Genomic DNA, 16,682 nt, shown 5'->3' with positions numbered 1-16,682 from the left:
AAAATGTGAGCGTTAACACCTTGCGCCGAAGGGCGGTCGGAGCGGACAAACGGAAATCTCGGAAACCGATTGCCGCCGAGAATAGGAAGCCCCACCGGGGCGTGTCAACGAGGGTTTGTCTTGGGTTAGTCTCCGTGCGAAACCTCGGACCGTTGCCACGGAGGAAACGAGTGCGGAAACCGGATCGACTCGCGACGATCCGCGACGTGGCCGCGTTGGCCGGCGTCTCGGTGGGCACCGCGTCCAAGGCTTTGAACGATCGCGGCTCGCTCCGGGCGGAGACGCGCCAGCGCGTGCGAGAGGCGGCCGAACGGCTCGGATTCCAGGCGAACGCGGCCGCGCGGACGCTGAACACCGGCCGTACCTACACGGTCGGCATGATCACCACCGACAGCATCGGGCGGTTCAGTATTCCGCTGATGCTCGGCGCCGAGGACGCGCTTGGGGCGGGGCAGATGTCGGTCCTGCTCTGCGACGCCAGGGACGACCCGATCCGGGAGCAGTACTACCTGCGCACGCTGCTCACCCGGCGGGTCGACGGCATCATCGTCACCGGCCGCCGGGCCCAGGCGCGGCCGCCGCTCGGGGTCGGCCTGCCGGTGCCCGTGGTCTACGCGTTCGTCAGCTCCACCGACCCGGCCGACTGCTCGATCGTGCCGGACGAGGCCGGAGGAGCGGTGAAGGCCGTCGAGCACCTGCTCGCCACCGGCCGCCGTCGGATCGTGCACGTCACCGGGCCGGAGCACCACCACTCGGTGCAGGTGCGCGCGGAGGCGGCGGCGCCGTCGCTGGTCCGTCCACCGCTGTTCGGCGAGTGGAGCGAGGCGTGGGGACGGCAGGCGGCCGGGATGCTGCTCGCCGACGACACCGCGTTCGACGCGGTCTTCGCCGGGAGCGACCAGATCGCGCGGGGCGTGGTGGACACGCTGCGCGCGGCCGGCCGGCGAGTGCCCCAGGACGTGGCGGTGGTCGGCTTCGACAACTGGGACGTCATGGTCTCGGCCTGCCAGCCGCCGCTGAGCAGCGTCGACATGGATCTCGACGGGCTCGGTCGCGCGGCGGCGAACCTGCTGCTCGCCGCCATCAACGGGGAGCCGGCTCCCGGGCACCACGTGCGACCGTGCAGGCTGGTGCTGCGCGAATCGACGGCTGTGGGGGTGGGTGGTGGTCCGGTGTGACGAGCTGTACCGGCGGGTGGCGATCTCCGTGCCGTCGCTCGCGTACACCGTCGCGCCGGGTGGTGGGCCGCGCCTGCCCGGATCGCTACTGACCGACCCGGAGTGGTTATCCGCACAGGTCGACGCATCAGCGCGCCGGTGGGGTGGGGCGTCCCGCCGGGTCGCCGGAACGCTGTGGTGGTACTCGACCAGCTCGACGCTGGTCGCCGGGCCGATCGTCGGGTTACTGGTCACCGGCTGGGTGCCCGCGCTGGACGACGTGACGTTCGAGCTGGCGCACGGATCGGTCGCCGGTGTGCGTGCCTCCCGGATGCTGGGCCGTGGCCCGGACGTCCTGGCCGCCGCCGCCGGGCCGGCGCTCGGCGCGGTGATCGCGCCGCTCGCCCGGGTCAGCGGCGTGGGGGAGGGGGCGCTCCGCGCGGTCGCCAGCGACTCGGTCGCGAACCGCGCGCTGGACGTCGCTCGCGGTCCCGCGGGAGAGGCGCTCGCGGAACGGGTCGCGGCCGTGGGCGGGTTGCCGATGCCGCGGTTCGTCGAGATCCCCGGCGCCGGGCCGTACCTCCGACGCTCGTCGTGCTGCTTGATCTACGCGGTGCCTGGTGCGGCGTCGCCGGAGGTCGCGAAGTGCGCCAGCTGTCCGCGGCAGCGTCCGGAGGTGCGGGAACGGCGGATGTCAGGCGTCGCGATGGGCCAGCGCGGACCGGCGTAGCTGGTGCAGCTCCCAACCCGGTGCGCCGTCCGGCGTCCGGGTGTACTGGTCGAGCAGGATCCGGGCGCGGTCGTAACCGAGCCGGGCGCGTCCGGTGTAGGGGCACAGATCCGCCCGCGGAGGACGCCGGGCCGGTGGTGGCCGCCGCTCGGAGAGGAACAGCGGGCCGCGTGACCGGCCGGCGATCAGCCGGGGGAGCAGGTGCGCGCTGCCGGCGTCCCACCGCAGCTCGCCCGCGCGGCGTCGGCGGAGGTCGAGGTGCTCGATGTTGAGCGCGAGGACGTCCGACGCCCGCCCGGCCGTCTCGTAGAGCACGCGCCACAGCGTCCGTTCCCGCAGCGGGACGTCCGGCCGCAGCAGCAGGCGCTCGATCGCGTCCCGTGCGAGGACGGCGGTCGGCCCGGTCTCGTCCGGCCGGCGCTCCACGGCGTCCGGCAGCGCGGGGGCGTCCTGGCCTCGCGCGCGGCACCAGGCCAGCCACCCGGCGACCGCGGCGCGGTTCCGGTTCCAGGTCGCGGCCGCCGCGCTGCCCCACAGGTCGCGGAGTGCGGTGGTGAGCTCTTCCTCGCCGATCTCGGTCAGCGGCCGGTGGCCGCCGAGCCAGCCCGCGACCCGGTCCAGGGCGCTGCGGTAGGCGCGGTGGGTGTTCTCGTTCGCGCACTGGGGCGATGCCAGGTACGACTCGACGGCGGAATCGACCGTGACCGCATCGCTCATCGCCGGCCATCCGCGGACGGATGTACCGGATAATCTTCTGGCGGTGAACCCGGCGTTTTCGAGGTCACAGCGGTATCCTACGCCAAGATGTACCGGATAACGGTGATCACGAGCGGGAGGCCGGCAGTGGGTTCAGGCGCGTGGTCGGACGCCGGGGGCTTTGCCCCGCCTGGCGAAACGACCTTTGGCGCGCCGCGCGCCGACGGTGTATCGCGTGCCACCACGGTGCCGCAAACGCTGCCGCCGGTCGAGCGGCCGGGTTCCGTGCGCGTCGAGAACGGTGGCGGCCTGCTGCGGATTCGCCTGACCGGTGCGGTCGACGCTGTGCTGGCACCCCGGCTCGACGCCGTCGTGAGCAGCGTCGTCGCTGCCCAGCCGATCGACGTCCGGTTCGACCTGACCGAGGTGGACTTCCTCGGTTCGCACGGAATGGCGTTCCTGGTCCGGGTGCAGCACGCCGCGCGGGCGGCTGGCTGTGTCGCCACGGTCGAGGCGGTTTCCCGGCACGCGCGGGTCGCGCTCCACATCGCGGGTCTCGAGCACTATCTCAACGTCAGCTGACCGGTCCGTGCGGTATGTGGTCACGGCGTCCCTCAGCGTGGGATAGATCCCGTACCGGGTGACCTGCGTACCCAGCCGCGTTAAGGTATTGCGCTGCTAACCCTGGTAATCAGAAAGAAGAGCCGACCCCTATGCCGGCAGAGCTGCCGCTCCCACCCACCGAACCGACCCCGGTGGCTCCCGTCCAGGCCCCGGTCGACCGGAGCGGCTACCTGTACTGGGTTTTCAAGGTGCTTCTGACGCTGCCGATGACCCTGTACTTCCGGCCTCGGATCGAGGGCATCGAGCACGTGCCGAAGCGCGGGCCGGTGATCCTGGCGTGCAACCACGTCTCATACCTCGACTGGCTGTTCCTGCCGCTGGTCGTCCGCTGGCGGCGGATCAGCTTCCTGGCCAAGCACGAGTACTTCACCGAGCCGGGGTTGCGCGGCCGGTGGAAGCGATACTTCTTCACCGCGACCGGCCAGGTACCGGTCATCCGCGGAGGCGCGTCGGCGGGCGACGCCGCGCTGAACACTGCCAGCCGGCTGCTGTCCGAGGGGCGCGTGGTCGGGATCTTTCCGGAGGGCACCCGGACCCGGGATGGCCGGCTCTACCGCGGCCGCACCGGCCTGGCCCGGATCGCGGCCGCCACCGGCGCCCCGGTGGTGCCGTGCGCGACGATCGGCGTGTTCGAGCTGGCGCCGCCCGGAGCGAAGTTCCCCCGCCCCGGGCGGGTCACGGTCCGGTTCGCGCCGCCGATGACCTGGCCCCAAGACGAGACACCGCCGAGCCGGGAGGTGCTGCGCGAGCGCACCGACGAGCTGGTCGCGGTCATCCAGTCCCTCTCCGGCCAGGAGTACGCCGGGGTCGACGCCCAGCTCCCCGGCCGCGAGCAGAGCTGATCCGAGGCGGCGGCGGTACCGCAGCGAATCGGGGCCCGAGCGCTGCTCGGGCCCCGATTCGCTGCGCCGGTCAACGCCGGAACGGCCCTCGCACCTCGTAGGTGATTCCGCCGCTGGACTGGCCGGTCGTGCCGCGCTGGGACGAGAAGTAGAACCGGTCGCCGGCCGGGTTGAACGCCGGACCGCACAGCTCGGACCCCGACTGCCCGGTCACCCGCGCGAACGGGGCGACCACGCCGGACGGTGTGATCAGGTTGATCTCCATGTTCCCGCCGTCCTCAGCGACGAACAGGTCACCGGACGCCGCCCCGGTGATGTTGTCGACGCCGGTGAGCGGCGCGGCTCCACCGGGCACCAGCGAGTCGTCGTAGGCCAGCGAGAGTCGCTGCGCGGCCGCGTCGTAGGCCCAGACCCGGTTGTCGCCCTTCGTCGTGAAGTAACAGACGTCGCCGGCGTAGTAGCAGCCCTCCCCGCCGTTGAAGTGCTTCGCGGCGCCGACCTGCAGCCGGGTCGGGATCGGCAGGCCGTCCCGGTCCGGGATCGGGCGCCAGGTGACCGGGCCGTCGGTGAGATCGGCGGCACCACAGAGGACCTCGACCCGACCGGTGTCCAGGTTGCCCCAGGTGTCCGGGATGAACCGGTAGAAGCAGCCGTCGGTCTCGTCCTCGGTGAGGTACACGACCTTCCGGACCGGGTCGCAGGCCGCGGCCTCGTGCTTGAACCGGCCCATCCGGCTGCGCGCGACGCCACTCCGCCCGCCGCCCGGCCACGTCTCGAACACCCGGCCCCACGGCACCTCCTCGCAGGAGAGCCAGGTGCCCCAGGGAGTGGCACCGCCGGCGCAGTTGACGCTGGTCCCGGAGAGGATGCGGTAGGCGCCGGTGATCGTGCCGTCCGCTGCGAACCTCACCGCGGACGCGCCGCCCACCAGCGGAACCTCCGAGTTCGAGACGTAGATCCACCCCGAGCCGTCCGGGAAGCACGCGCCGCCGTCCGGCGCGTCGTGCCACACGTACCCGGTCGTGCCCACCCGCTGACGGGAGCGGCCGATCACCCGGCTGGTGAAGCCGGCCGGGAGCTGGACGCCGTTCGCGTCGGCCGGGCCGAGGTCCCCGTACGGGCTCGGTCCGGGCTGCGCGACCGCGGCGAACGCGTCCTGCCAGAGCGCGCCGGAGAACGCCACGGCGCCACCGCCCACGACCGCGACGCGGAGCAGCGCCCGGCGGTCCAAAATGCGGTCCATACCTGCCTCCATCGGGATAGAACGGGCTGTTCACCTTAAGGGTCGGAGGCGTCCGGCGCGTGAATTCGCGGCAGCCCTACGCTGTGCGGGTGCGTGCCTCTGCGTTCCGTCGACTGGCTCGGTTCCTGGACCCGGCCCCGGCGCCGGCCGCTTCCCCGTCCCCACCGCTCGGCCGGCCCGCCGAGCACGCGATCGTCGACTGCGCGCGCTACGTCGACGGTGCCAGGAGGTCCGGCCGGATCCCGCTGGACGAGACGCCGCGCGCGCTGCGCGAGCGGCCCGGCTTCGTCTGGATCGGACTGAAGGACCCGACCGCCGAGCAATTCGCCGAGGTGGCCGAGCGGTTCGGGCTACCGCCGCTCGCGGTGGCCGACGCGGTCCGGGCCCACCAGCGACCGAAGCTGGAGCGGTACGACGACGTCCTGTTCGCGATCGTCAAACCCGTGCGGTACGTGGACGCCGACGAGGTGGTCGACGTCGCCGAGCTGGCGCTGTTCGTCGGACCCCGGTTCGTGGTGGTCGTCCGGCACGGCCACACCGACGTCCCGGCTCGGGTCCGAGCGATCGCCGACAGCGAGCCGGAGCTGAGCCGCAAGGGGCCAATCGGGGTCCTCTACCAGGTGATGGACCTCGCGGTCGACGGTTACGCCGACGCGATCGCCGGTATCGACGTGGACATCGAGGAGATCGAGTCGCAGGTCTTCGGCGGGGACGAGAACGACCACGCGGAGCGGATCTACAAGCTCAAGCGCGAGGTGCTGGAGTTCCGCCGGGCGGTGAAGCCGATGGCTGGAGCCGTTCAACGGCTGTCGGAGCCGGAGACCACACTCGTCGATCCGTCGCTGCGGCCGCACTTCCGGGACGTCCACGACCACTTGCTGCGCGTGGCGGACGCGATCGAGAACTACGACAAGCTGCTCACCGACATCCTGCAGGCCGACCTGGCGCAGGTGAGCGTGCGGCAGAACCGCACCGCGATGCGGCAGAACGAGGACATGCGGCGGATCTCGGCCTGGGCCGCGATCGCGCTGGTGCCGACCGCGATCGCCGGCCTCTACGGAATGAACTTCGAGCGCATCCCGGGGGCGGGGGTCCCGTACGGCTTCTGGGGGGTCTGCGTCGTCATCCTGGCGCTCTGCGGCGTGCTCTGGGTGCTGTTCCGCCGGAACAAGTGGCTCTAGTTCAGGTCCGCGTCGGGTCCTCGCCGGGCGTGCTGGGCTGGGTTCCCGGCATCGGAAGTTCCGCGGTGCGGTTCGACCGGTTCGGCAGGATGTTCGTGACGAGGATCGCGAGCGCGCCGAGGCCCGCGTAGAGCCCGAGCACCAGCAGCGGGTGGCCCAGCGGGGCGTCCGGGAAGTACAGGCTGTCCCGAACGAGTTGCGTGCCGGCGCCGGTGGGAAGGGCCTGGCCGAGTTGACGGCCCCAGGTCGGCAGGAACTCCGGCGGGATGCTGGCGCCGGAGATGACGGTGCCGATCGCGAAGTAGAAGAAGCCCGCCGCCGCACCGGCCGGCCCGATCAGCGCGACCAGCCCGGCGGTGGAGCCGGTGATCGCGAGCGACACCAGGCCGAACGCCCAGAACAGCGTCGAGTGGTCGGCGTCGGCGCCCACGCCGAACCAGCTCATCGACCAGAGCACGATCGCCGCCGAGCCGAGCGCGTAGACGATCAGCGTCGTCAGGTGCCCGACCCCGCGGCGCCAGGACCGGCGCGCCCGGGGAATCAACCGGCCGAGCCCGAGCGACGCGACGGTGCCGCCCAGCGCGAGCGCCTGCACCAGCATGCCCAGCGAACCGCCGTTGCGGTCGTCGGCCGGGAGCGGCGTCACGTCGGTGACCGCTCCGGGGGAGGTGAGCGCCTCGACGGTGGCGACCGGCACCGGGTCGCCCGCAGCCGCGAGTTTCGCGACCGACGCGGCGGTCTGCTGCTGGAGCACGGCGCTGTACGTCGTCTTGAGTGCGGTCGCCGCGGCCGGCCCGGCGGCGGTGGCGAGGTAGAGGTGCGGTGCCGCGCCGCTCAAGTCCAGGCCACCGTAGACGTCGCGCCGCTTCGCCGCGGTGACCAGGTCGGCGGCGGAGTCGTACCGGGTCACCCGGTAGCTGCCGCCCGAATTGAGCTCCTTCTGCAGCTCCGCGGCTTGGGCGTCGGTGGCGATCAGGCCGACCGGCAGGCGGTGCGGCTTCGGCGCGTGCGCCACGCCCAGGTAGTAGCTGGTGAGCACGAGTTGCACGACGACGCCGATCAGGGCGACCGCGGACGCGATCCGGCGGAACTGCCGTGCCGAGGTGATCGGGTGTCCGCCATCCGGCCGCATTCCGCACTCCTGCCCTTTTTGTGGCGTATTGCGCGCACTGTAATCGGGCCGGGTTGTGGCGAAGTGGAGGACGGTCTCTTTACTCGGAGGTAACAATCCCTCTTATGGTTCCGGTCGTCTCACCGTCGCGCCCCCGCTCGCTTCCCGGTCGGGACGCGGAGCTGCGTCGCCTGGAGGAGCTGGTCGAGCGGGTGCGGCAGGGCCAGGGCGGCGGCTCGCTGCTCGTCCACGGCGCTCCCGGCACCGGCAAGACCGCGTTGCTGCGCCGCGCCGCCGACGCGGCCGGCGCGGCGCAGCTCACCGTCCTGGCGACCGCAGGCGTGGAAGCCGAGTCCGACATGTCGTTCGCCGCGCTCCAGCAGGTGCTGATGCCGCTCGCCGACGACATCGAGGAGCTGCCGGAACCCCAGGCCGTGCTGCTGCGCCGGGTCCTGGAGACCGGGGTGGACGAGACGCGCAGCCGGTTCGCGCTCTGCGTCGCGGTGCTGAACCTGCTCGTGCTCGCCGGGCAGCGCCGACCCGTCCTGTGCTGCGTGGACGACGTCGACGTGGTGGACGCGGCGTCGCGGGACGTGCTGGCGTTCGCGGCCCGCCGGGTGGCGACCGAGAACGTCGTGCTGCTCGCGGCGGCCACCGATCGGGTGCCGGTGGACACGCTGCTGCCGGGCGTCGAGCGGATGCCGCTCGCCGGGCTGGACATCGCGGCGGGACAGGAGCTGCTCGCCGAGTTCGCGCCGTCCGGGCTGACCCCGGAGGTGGCGATCGAGCTGGTCGGACTCTGCGCGGGTGCGCCGCTCGCGCTGCGCGAGCTGGCCGGCGCGCTCTCGGTCGAGCAGGCGCGCGGCCGCGCGCCGCTGCCCCCGGAGTTTCCCCGGGGTAGCCGGAGCCGGCGGGTCTACGAGGCGCGGGTGCGTGCGCTGCCGGCCGCGACCCGCGAGCTGCTGCTGGTCGTCGCCGCCGACCCGGACGGCCTCGACCTCGACGTCCTCGCTGCGGTCGCGGCCCGCGCCGGCGACGGGCACGGGCTGAGCGCGCTGGAGCCGGCCGAGGCGGCGGGCCTGATCCACGTCGTCGACGGCCGGATGCGCTTCCGCACCCCGCTCGTCGGCGGAGGGATCTACCGGAGCGTCCCGCCGGACGCCCGGCGCGCGGTGCACCGTCGGATCGCCGAGGCGCTGGACACCGGCGAACCCGACTACCGGCTGCGCCGCCTGTGGCACGTCGCCGCGGCCGCCGACGCGCCGCCGGAGCTGCTCGCGGTCGAGCTGGCCGAGGCCGCCGCCGACGTTCGCGAGCGCGGCGACCACGCCGGGGCGTCGCTCGCCGCGGAGCGGGCCGCGGAACTCAGCACGCACGAGGGCACCCGCGCTGATCACCTGCTCGCGGCGGCCAGGGACGCCTGGCTGGCCGGGCGTCCGCACCGGGCCGGCGTCCTGTTGACCCGGCTGCGCCCGGTACCCGCCGCAGCCGGGGGATCGGTCACCGGAGGCATGCGTGACGCGCTGCGCGGTGAGATCGAGCTGCGCGCCGGGTCACCCGCCGCGGCGCACGAGACGCTGATCGCGGCGGCCGCCCGGCTGGCCGGTCGCGACCGAACCGCCGCGGTGGTGGCCCTGCTGCACGCTGGTGAGGCCAGTTTCCTCACCGGCGACCTGCGTCGGTACGTGGACATCTCGCTGCGTGCGCTGGCGCTCCGGGAAGGGGGCGACCCGCCCGACCGCGAACTCATGTTCGAGTACGCGGCCGGCATGATGGCGCTCTTCCGCGGACGCCACGGCGAGGCCGTGCGGCGGCTCCGGAACGTGCTGGAGCTGGTGCCGCGTACCGACGATCCGACCGCGATGACCTGGGCGACGCTCGCCGCGCTGATGCTCGGCGAGGAGGCCCGCGCCTACAGCCTCACCGAGCGCGCCGGCGCCGCCGCGCGGGCTCGCGGTGAGGTGGCGCTGGTGCCGCGCGCGCTCGAGCTGGCCACGTTCGCCCAGCTCTGGCTCGGCCGCTACCACGGCGCGCTGGCGTCCGCGCAGGAAGGACTGCGGCTGGCGCAGGAGGCCGGCCTGGAGAACTCGGTGGCGTTCCACCGGTCGATGCTGGCGCTGTTCTCGATGTTCCAGGGCGACGACGACACCGGTCTGATGCACGCGAACGCGGCGGTGATGACCGCGTCGGAGCGTGGGCTGGCGATGCCGCACTCGCTGGCGTCCTGGGCACTGGCTCACCGGGACCTGTCCGGTGGCCGGGCCTCGGATGCCGCCGGTCGGCTCCGCGCGCTCGCCACCGCGGGCGGCGGGCCGGGGTACGTCACCGGGCGGGTGCTCACCGCGCCCCACTTCGTCGAGGCCGCGGTGCGGTGCGGCGACCGGGCCGGCGCCGTCGAGGCGACCGAGCTGTTCGGCCGGTGGGCCACGAACACCGGCAGTGCCGCCGCCCGCGCGCTGCTCGCCCGCTGCCAGGCGCTGGTGGCAGGAGATCCGGCGGACGCCGAGGACGCCTTCCAGGAGGCGCTCGGCCTGCACCTGCTCTCCGATTCCGAGTTCGAGCGCGCGCGGACCGAGCTGCTCTACGGCCGCGAGCTGCGCCGCCGCCGGGGCCCGTCGGTGGCGCGCACCCACCTGCGGAACGCTTACAACACGTTCGACCGGCTCGGCGCCGCGTCCTGGGCCGAGCAGTGCCGTGGCGAGCTCCGGGCGACCGGTGAGTCGGTCCGTCCCAGCGCCACCCAGCTGGACAGCCGGCTGACCGCGCAGCAGCAGACGATCGCCCGGATCGTCGCGCAGGGCGCCACCAATCGGGAGGTGGCCGCGCAGCTGTACCTGAGCCCGCGGACCGTGGACCACCACATGCGGAACATCTTCGTGAAGCTCGGCGTTCGCTCCCGGGTGGAGCTGGTCCGCCTCCTCTCCGACGAGGACTGAGCCGCACCCTCCCCCGCGGCCAGAGGCCGCGAATCGGTCAATACCTACACCGGCAATATCGCCGATGCGCCCAGATGCGCTGGTCACCGAGTATTCGTTCGTCGCTGTGGACGCTGATCGCCGAATGGCGCTCCCCGGCGATCGGACGCGCGCTCCGCCACGCCGCGTCAGATCTTTCGACGCGACTGTGTCGACCTGATGGGGGAGGCCGCGATGAAGTCCGTTACTCGCACCGCCGCTCTCGTGAACGGAGCCGGTTCCCCGGTCGGACGCGCGATCACCAACCTCCTCCTCGCCCAGGGCCACCGGGTCTGTGCGACCGACGCCGACGCGCTCGCCCTCCGCTCGGCACTGCGCACCGCTGACCGGCGGCGGGTCGCCGCGCTGATCGGCGAGCCCGACGACGTCGACCACCAGGACGACGCGGTGGAGCGCACGCTGGGCGCATTCGGCCGGATCGACGTCCTGATCAACGTCGTGGACGCCGCCGTGGTGCGCACGCTGGTCGGCGCCGAGGACGGCGTCGTCGCGAACCACCCCACCGGCTGGATCCGCAAGGCCGACCTGGCCTGGAGCGGCGACTACGGCGGCGGCACCGCGATCACGCTGTTCCAGCCGCGGCTCACCCGTGACGGAGCGTGGCCGCCGATGGTCGCTGCCCGGTTGAGCCGCTTCACCGCCCGGCTGCAGGACGAGTTCGGCACCGGTACCCGGCTGATCTCGGTCCTGCCGCCCCCGGCGCTGCTCGGCGCCGCGTCCGCGGAGACACCGGCGCTCCCCGTCCAGCTCCGCGGACGCAGCCCGGTCATGCCGCTGCGGAGCCCGGCGACCGTGCCGGAGCTCGTCGGCTACTTGCTGTCCCGGCGTGGTTCGGGGCTGGCCGGACGAACCGTCTTGGCCAACCGCGCCGGGGTCCCGTGGTCGGTGGTCGACGCTCCGCTCGCGGCGCCGTCGGCCCGAAGCCGGGCACGCGGTATCTGGTCCGAAACCGACCTCGCCCCGGCGGTCGGTTGGTATGGGGAAGGAGCACGGTGACTGACGCGAGCGGGTTGACCGTCGACGGCGTCGGCGTCCGCTTCGGCGGGTTGGTGGCGCTGGACGACGTCTCGGTCGAGGTCCGGCCCGGCACGGTGGTCGGGGTGATCGGCCCCAACGGCGCGGGCAAGACGACGTTGTTCAACGTCGTCTGCGGGTTCGTCCGGCCCACCACCGGCTCGATGCGCTGGGACGGGCGTCCGTTCACGCCGCGTCCGGACCGGCTCGCCGCCGCCGGCATCGCCCGCACGCTGCAGGGGCTCGGCCTGTTCGCCGGCCTGACCGTGCTGGAGAACGTGATGGTCGGCGCCCACCGACGGTCCCGGGCCGGTTTCGGATCCGCGCTGTTCGGCCTGCCGCCCAGCGACCGGGACGAGCGTCGGCTGCGGGAGGCCGCGCTGGCCACACTGGACGAACTGGAGGTCGGCGCACTCGCCGGTGCCTACCCCGGCGCACTCCCGTACGCGATGCAGAAGAAGGTCGCGCTGGCCCGCGCCCTCGTCTCCCAGCCTCGGCTGCTGCTGCTCGACGAGCCGGCCGGTGGCCTCGGCGCGGAGGAGGTCGAGGAACTCGCCGCGCTGATCCGGACGCTGCCCAAGCGGTCCGAGCAGCCGTGCGCCGTGATGCTCGTCGAGCACCACATGGACCTGGTGATGTCGGTCTGCGACCAGATCTTCGTCCTGGACTTCGGCAAGCGGATCGCCGCAGGCACCCCCGCCGAGGTGCAGAACAACCCGGCCGTCACCGAGGCCTATCTCGGCGCGGAAGCGGTGGCGAGCTGATGGCGGCACTGCTCGAGGTCGAGGGACTGGACTGCGGCTACGGCCCGGTCGGCGTCCTGCGGGACGTCACGCTGACGGTCGAGAAGGGTTCGATCGTCGCGGTGCTGGGAGCGAACGGCGCTGGGAAGACCACGCTGCTCCGCACGCTCTCCGGGCTGCTGCGGCCGACCGCCGGGCGGGTCGTCTTCGACGGCACCGACCTGCGGAGCGTCCCGGTGGAGCAGGTGGTCCGGCGAGGGCTCGCCCACGTGCCCGAGGGCCGTGGCGTCGTCGCGGAGCTGACCGTGGACGAGAACCTGCGGCTCGGCGGCCTCTGGCGCCGTGACCAGCAGGACGCCAAGCGCGCACTCACCGAGGTCTACGAGCTGTTCGAGCCACTGGCCCGGCGTCGCCGCAGCGTCGGGCACCAACTGTCCGGCGGCGAGCGGCAGATGCTGGCACTCGGCCGGGCGCTGGTCGCGCGACCGACCCTGCTGCTGCTGGACGAGCCGTCGCTGGGCCTGGCGCCGCGGGTGACCGCCCAGATCATGACGCTGCTCGCCCAGCTGCGCGAGCAGACCGGATTGACCGTCCTGCTGGTCGAGCAGAACGTCCGCAGCGCGCTGTCGGTCGCCGACCACGGCGTCGTCCTCTCGGTCGGGCAGGTCGTGATGTCTGCGCCCGCCGACCGGCTCCGCGACGACGACGACCTCCGCCACGCCTATCTGGGGTTCTGAGTTCATGGATCGATTTGTCTTCCTCACCCTCGACGGGTTGTCCAAGGGCGCTGTCTACGCGGCGTTCGCGCTTGCTCTGGTGCTGATCTGGCGCGGTACCCGGGTGGTCAACTTCGCCCAGGGGGCGATGGCGGTCGCGACCGTCTACGTCGCCTACTCGGTGTCGAACGCCACCGACTCGTACTGGCTGGGCTTCGCCGCGGCGATCATCGCGGCCGCGCTGCTCGGCGCGGTGATCGAGGTCGTCGTGGCGCGGCGGGTGCACGACGCGCCGCCGCTCAACGCGATCGTGGTCGCGATCGGCCTGGTCCTGCTGCTGCAGGCGGTGCTCGGCATGATCTACACCAACGAGTACCTCGCGTTCGCGGCGCCGTTCAGCGAGCGGGCGCTCACCGCGGGCGGGCTGACCCTGCTCTCCCCGTACGACCTGTTCGTCTTCGCCGTCGTGACGGTGCTGCTCGTACTGCTCACCCTGCTGTTCACCCGGACGCCGCTGGGCCTGCGGATGCGTGCCTCGGCGTTCGCTCCGGAGGTGTCCCGCCTGCTCGGCGTCGACGTCGCACGGATGCGGACGCTCGGCTGGGTGCTGGCGGCGGTGGTCGGCTCGCTCGCCGGGCTGCTCGTCATCCCGACCGAGCTGGGCCTGCACCCGACCGCGATGGACGACATCTTCGTGGCGGCGTTCACCGCGGCGGTCGTCGGCGGGCTGGACAGCCCGGCCGGCGCGGTGATCGGCGGGCTGATCGTCGGAGTTCTCCTGTCCTATGTCGGCGGCTACATCCGCAGCGACGCGACGCCGCTGGCCGTGCTCGCGTTGCTGGTCGTCGTCCTACTGGTGCGGCCCGGCGGTCTGTTCGCCGTTCCCCAGGCGAGGCGGGTGTGAGCGGCTTGTCGAACGGAGCGAATCCCCAGATGGTCGACACGAACGGGGTGCCGTCGTCCGCGACGGCACCGGGGGACGCAGACAGCACCGAGAACACGGCGAGCGCCGAGAACACCGAGACGCCCCGGCCGGCGGCCTCGACCGTGCCGGGTCTGGTGCGCCGGGCCGGCGGGGCCGGCGCTCCGCCGGTCCGCCGCGGCAACACGCTGCTGCGCCACCTGCTGATCGCGGTCGTGATCGGCGTCGTGGTGGTCATCGCCACCTACCAGATCACGCCGTTCCGCAACTACCAGCTCGCCACGATCGGCGCGTACCTCTGCGTGCTGCCCGGCCTGATCCTGCTCACCGGCTTCAACGGGCAGATCTCGCTCGGCCACGGCGCGCTGATGGCCTGCGGCGCGTACACGGTCGCGCTGGTGCAGGACGCGCTGGGCGGCGAGGCGCAGTGGCACCTTCTGGTCTCGGTGCTGTCCGGTGTGGCCACCGCGACCGTGCTCGGCGCGGTGATCGGGGTCGCCGCCGCCCGCCTGCACGGGCCGTACCTCGCCGGTGCGACGCTCGCGGTCGCGGCCAGCGTCCCGGCGGTGACCACGACGTTCGACGGGCTCTTCGGCGGCGACGCCGGGCTGTCGTTCGCGATGGCACCGGCGCCGGAGTCGCTCGGCCTCTACTTCCCGTTCGAGCGCTGGCAGGCCTGGCTGGCGCTGCTCGGCGCCGGCGTCACGATGCTGCTGCTGACGAACCTCGTACGCAGCCGGTTCGGCCGGACGCTCCGCGCGGTCCGCGACGACGAGGTGGCGGCGTCGCTCGCCGGTATCCACGTCGCCCGCGTCCAGGTACTGGCGTTCGTGGTCAGCGCGGCCGGTGCTGGCCTCGGCGGCGCGCTCTTCGCGGTGCTCGCGCAGAGCGTCTCGCCGGGCGCCTACGGGCTGACGCTCTCGCTCAACCTGATGCTCGCGATCGTGCTCGGTGGCCTCGGCGGATTGCGCGGTGCGCTCTGGGGCGCGATCGTCCTGGTCGCGCTGCAGCCGCTCGCGGACGCCGCGACTCGTGGTTTCTCTTTCTCGCCCGAGGTGCAGCAGCGCCTCGACGGCACCTTGCCGCTCGCGGTGTTCGGTCTCGCGCTGATCGTCGTGATGACCACCGCTCCGGGCGGCATCGACGGGCTGGTCTCGCGAGCCACCCGTCGGCTGGGCCAGCTGGGCCGCCGTTCCCCCCGGTAACACCCAACCCCCACCGCACAGAAGGGCCGGTCATGTTCCGAACTCTACGGCGCGGCATCGCTGTCGCCGCCGCGCTGGCGCTCGCGGCTTCAGTCGCCGCCTGCTCCGAGGACGCACCCTCGGGCAACGGGGCGTCGGTCCCCGGCGTCACCGACAGCACGATCCTGATCGGCACCCACCAGCCGCTCACCGGCCGGGCCGCCGCCGGGTACTCGAAGATCGCGTCCGCCACCAAGGCGTACTTCGAGTACGTCAACGACAACGGCGGCGTCCACGGACGCAAGATCGAGTACAAGATCGTCGACGACGCCTACAACCCGGCCAAGACCCAGGAGGTCGTCCGGCAGCTCGTCCTGCAGGACAAGGTCTTCGCGATCCTCAACGGCCTGGGCACCCCGACCCACGGCGGTGTTCTGGACTTCCTGAAGACCAACAAGGTGCCGGACCTGTTCGTCTCCTCCGGCAGCGCGCTGTTCAACCAGCCCGAGAAGTACCCGAGCACGTTCGGGTTCAACGTCGACTACGTGACCGAGGCCAAGGTCCTCGCGAACTACGTCAAGAAGACCTTCCCCGGCAAGAAGGTCTGCTTCTTCGGACAGAACGACGACTTCGGCCAGGACGCGCTCAAGGGTGCCGAGACGGTGCTCGGCTCGGTCGCCGCGAAGCAGAACTACGTGCCGACGAACACCAACGTCGCACCGCAGGTCGGCGCGCTGAAGGCGGCCGGCTGCCAGGTGAACATGCTGGCGACGATCACCCCGTTCACCGCGCTGACGATCGGCACGGCGGCGAAGCTCGGCTACCGGGCGCAGTGGGTCGGCAGCAGCGTCGGCGGTGACTTCGTCGGTCTCTCCGCCCTGCTGGGCAAGGCGGCGCCGCTGCTGCTCGAGGGTTACGTGACCTCCGGCTACCTGCCCAGCCCGCTGGACGCCGCGAACCCGTGGACGAAGCTGTTCAAGGAAGTCAACGCCGAATACAACGGCAACACGACGTTCGAGGTCAACACGCTGTTCGGCATGGCCGTCGGCTACACGTTCGTCCAGGCGCTGCAGGCGGCGGGCAAGGACCTGACCCGTGAAGGCCTGATGGAGGCGGTCGAGAAGGGTGGCTTCGAGGGGCCGTCGCTGGTGCCGATGCGGTACTCGAAGGACGACCACTCCGGCTTCAGCGGCACCCAGATCTCGGTGATCAAGGGTGGCAAGCAGTCGCTCGTCGACACGCCGTACGTCACCGACACCGGCGACGGACCGGTCGAGCCCTACACCAAGGGTGCGAGCACTCCGCCGGAGAAGGGCATCCCGACGGCCTGACGTCGGGTTGTGTACCACCGGCCGCGCTGGGGGATCGGCTGCGCCAGCGCGGTCGGCTGTTTGTGTTCCCTGCGTTGCGCTCGCTCCACTGTGCCCGCTCCACTGCGCGGTGGTTGTCGCGCTCTCCGGGTGGCGCATGCGGTGGTTGTGGCGCTTTCCGTGCGGAGTGCGTGTGGTCGTGGCGCCTTCCGGGTGGCGCACGCAGTGGTTGTC

Annotated in this window: 15 protein-coding genes; 12 read left to right on the top strand and 3 right to left on the bottom strand. The window is 72.5% G+C overall.

All coding sequences use genetic code 11. From position 1 onward, the window contains the following. Positions 1–170: 170 nt before the first annotated feature. Positions 171–1,178, top strand: coding sequence for a LacI family DNA-binding transcriptional regulator (locus ABEB28_RS01335; protein WP_345726059.1), 1,008 nt, complete (start codon positions 171–173; stop codon positions 1,176–1,178). Further along, on the top strand, positions 1,162–1,887 hold the full coding sequence (locus ABEB28_RS01330; RefSeq protein WP_345726058.1) for a (2Fe-2S)-binding protein: 726 nt from the start codon (positions 1,162–1,164) through the stop codon (positions 1,885–1,887). Before ABEB28_RS01335 ends, ABEB28_RS01330 begins: the two co-directional genes overlap by 17 nt. Here ABEB28_RS01330 and ABEB28_RS01325 read toward each other — a convergent pair. Then, a complete protein-coding gene (locus ABEB28_RS01325; protein ID WP_345726057.1) occupies positions 1,852–2,604 on the bottom strand; it encodes a tyrosine-type recombinase/integrase in 753 nt (250 codons plus the stop codon). The genes ABEB28_RS01330 and ABEB28_RS01325 overlap by 36 nt on opposite strands. Positions 2,605–2,829: 225 nt before the next feature. Between ABEB28_RS01325 and ABEB28_RS01320 the strand changes: the two genes are divergently transcribed. Both ABEB28_RS01320 and ABEB28_RS01315 read left to right on the top strand, forming a co-directional pair. Then, positions 2,830–3,165, top strand: a complete 336-nt coding sequence (locus ABEB28_RS01320) for an STAS domain-containing protein (protein WP_345726056.1) — start codon at positions 2,830–2,832, stop codon at positions 3,163–3,165. A 131-nt stretch (positions 3,166–3,296) separates the two neighbouring features. Continuing rightward, a complete protein-coding gene (locus ABEB28_RS01315) occupies positions 3,297–4,049 on the top strand; it encodes a lysophospholipid acyltransferase family protein (protein ID WP_345726055.1) in 753 nt (250 codons plus the stop codon). A gap of 70 nt (positions 4,050–4,119) precedes the next feature. Here ABEB28_RS01315 and ABEB28_RS01310 read toward each other — a convergent pair whose 3' ends face one another. Continuing rightward, positions 4,120–5,280 carry an alkaline phosphatase PhoX gene (locus tag ABEB28_RS01310; protein ID WP_345726223.1) on the bottom strand — a complete coding sequence of 387 codons (1,161 nt, stop codon included), beginning with the start codon at positions 5,278–5,280 and terminating at the stop codon, positions 4,120–4,122. 101 nt (positions 5,281–5,381) lie between these two features. Between ABEB28_RS01310 and ABEB28_RS01305 the strand changes: the two genes are divergently transcribed. Next, the gene (locus ABEB28_RS01305; protein WP_345726054.1) at positions 5,382–6,473 is read left to right on the top strand and encodes a magnesium and cobalt transport protein CorA; all 1,092 of its coding nucleotides are present in this window, start codon (positions 5,382–5,384) and stop codon (positions 6,471–6,473) included. Between the two features lies 1 nt (position 6,474). On the opposite strand, the gene ABEB28_RS01300 is transcribed toward ABEB28_RS01305, so the two are convergent. Next, entirely contained in the window at positions 6,475–7,605 is a 1,131-nt protein-coding gene (locus tag ABEB28_RS01300) for an ABC transporter permease (RefSeq protein WP_345726053.1), read from the bottom strand. A 104-nt stretch (positions 7,606–7,709) separates the two neighbouring features. Here ABEB28_RS01300 and ABEB28_RS01295 point away from each other — a divergent pair, with 104 nt between their 5' ends. The 7 genes from ABEB28_RS01295 (at position 7,710) to ABEB28_RS01265 (ending at position 16,469) form a co-directional block, all read left to right on the top strand. After that, a complete protein-coding gene (locus ABEB28_RS01295) occupies positions 7,710–10,520 on the top strand; it encodes an AAA family ATPase (protein WP_345726052.1) in 2,811 nt (936 codons plus the stop codon). A 213-nt stretch (positions 10,521–10,733) separates the two neighbouring features. Beyond that, a complete protein-coding gene (locus ABEB28_RS01290; RefSeq protein ID WP_345726051.1) occupies positions 10,734–11,555 on the top strand; it encodes an SDR family NAD(P)-dependent oxidoreductase in 822 nt (273 codons plus the stop codon). Continuing rightward, positions 11,552–12,337 carry an ABC transporter ATP-binding protein gene (locus ABEB28_RS01285; RefSeq protein ID WP_345726050.1) on the top strand — a complete coding sequence of 262 codons (786 nt, stop codon included), beginning with the start codon at positions 11,552–11,554 and terminating at the stop codon, positions 12,335–12,337. Before ABEB28_RS01290 ends, ABEB28_RS01285 begins: the two co-directional genes overlap by 4 nt. Beyond that, entirely contained in the window at positions 12,337–13,053 is a 717-nt protein-coding gene (locus tag ABEB28_RS01280; RefSeq protein ID WP_345726049.1) for an ABC transporter ATP-binding protein, read from the top strand. The genes ABEB28_RS01285 and ABEB28_RS01280 overlap by 1 nt, the downstream gene beginning before the upstream one ends. A gap of 4 nt (positions 13,054–13,057) precedes the next feature. Further along, on the top strand, positions 13,058–13,936 hold the full coding sequence (locus ABEB28_RS01275) for a branched-chain amino acid ABC transporter permease (RefSeq protein WP_345726048.1): 879 nt from the start codon (positions 13,058–13,060) through the stop codon (positions 13,934–13,936). Between the two features lie 29 nt (positions 13,937–13,965). Then, positions 13,966–15,159 carry a branched-chain amino acid ABC transporter permease gene (locus ABEB28_RS01270; protein ID WP_345726047.1) on the top strand — a complete coding sequence of 398 codons (1,194 nt, stop codon included), beginning with the start codon at positions 13,966–13,968 and terminating at the stop codon, positions 15,157–15,159. Positions 15,160–15,191: 32 nt separating this feature from the next. Next, positions 15,192–16,469: an ABC transporter substrate-binding protein gene (locus tag ABEB28_RS01265; protein ID WP_345726046.1), complete on the top strand. Its 1,278-nt coding sequence runs from the start codon at positions 15,192–15,194 to the stop codon at positions 16,467–16,469. The last annotated feature ends 213 nt before the right edge of the window (positions 16,470–16,682 follow it).

The organism is Cryptosporangium minutisporangium (genome assembly GCF_039536245.1).
Taxonomy (GTDB): domain Bacteria; phylum Actinomycetota; class Actinomycetes; order Mycobacteriales; family Cryptosporangiaceae; genus Cryptosporangium; species Cryptosporangium minutisporangium.
Note: the sequence above shows the minus strand (reverse complement) of the source record. Positions and strands in the feature narration are given on the sequence as shown.

Bases quoted from the DNA above. Each gene is read 5' to 3' on its own strand.
- ABEB28_RS01325 (WP_345726057.1), bottom strand. From the start codon at position 2,604: ATGAGCGATGCGGTCACGGTCGATTCCGCCGTCGAGTCGTACCTGGCA.
- ABEB28_RS01270 (WP_345726047.1), top strand. From the start codon at position 13,966: ATGGTCGACACGAACGGGGTGCCGTCGTCCGCGACGGCACCGGGGGAC.
- ABEB28_RS01300 (WP_345726053.1), bottom strand. From the start codon at position 7,605: ATGCGGCCGGATGGCGGACACCCGATCACCTCGGCACGGCAGTTCCGC.
- ABEB28_RS01290 (WP_345726051.1), top strand. From the start codon at position 10,734: ATGAAGTCCGTTACTCGCACCGCCGCTCTCGTGAACGGAGCCGGTTCC.
- ABEB28_RS01315 (WP_345726055.1), top strand. From the start codon at position 3,297: ATGCCGGCAGAGCTGCCGCTCCCACCCACCGAACCGACCCCGGTGGCT.
- ABEB28_RS01275 (WP_345726048.1), top strand. From the start codon at position 13,058: ATGGATCGATTTGTCTTCCTCACCCTCGACGGGTTGTCCAAGGGCGCT.
- ABEB28_RS01280 (WP_345726049.1), top strand. From the start codon at position 12,337: ATGGCGGCACTGCTCGAGGTCGAGGGACTGGACTGCGGCTACGGCCCG.
- ABEB28_RS01295 (WP_345726052.1), top strand. From the start codon at position 7,710: ATGGTTCCGGTCGTCTCACCGTCGCGCCCCCGCTCGCTTCCCGGTCGG.
- ABEB28_RS01265 (WP_345726046.1), top strand. From the start codon at position 15,192: ATGTTCCGAACTCTACGGCGCGGCATCGCTGTCGCCGCCGCGCTGGCG.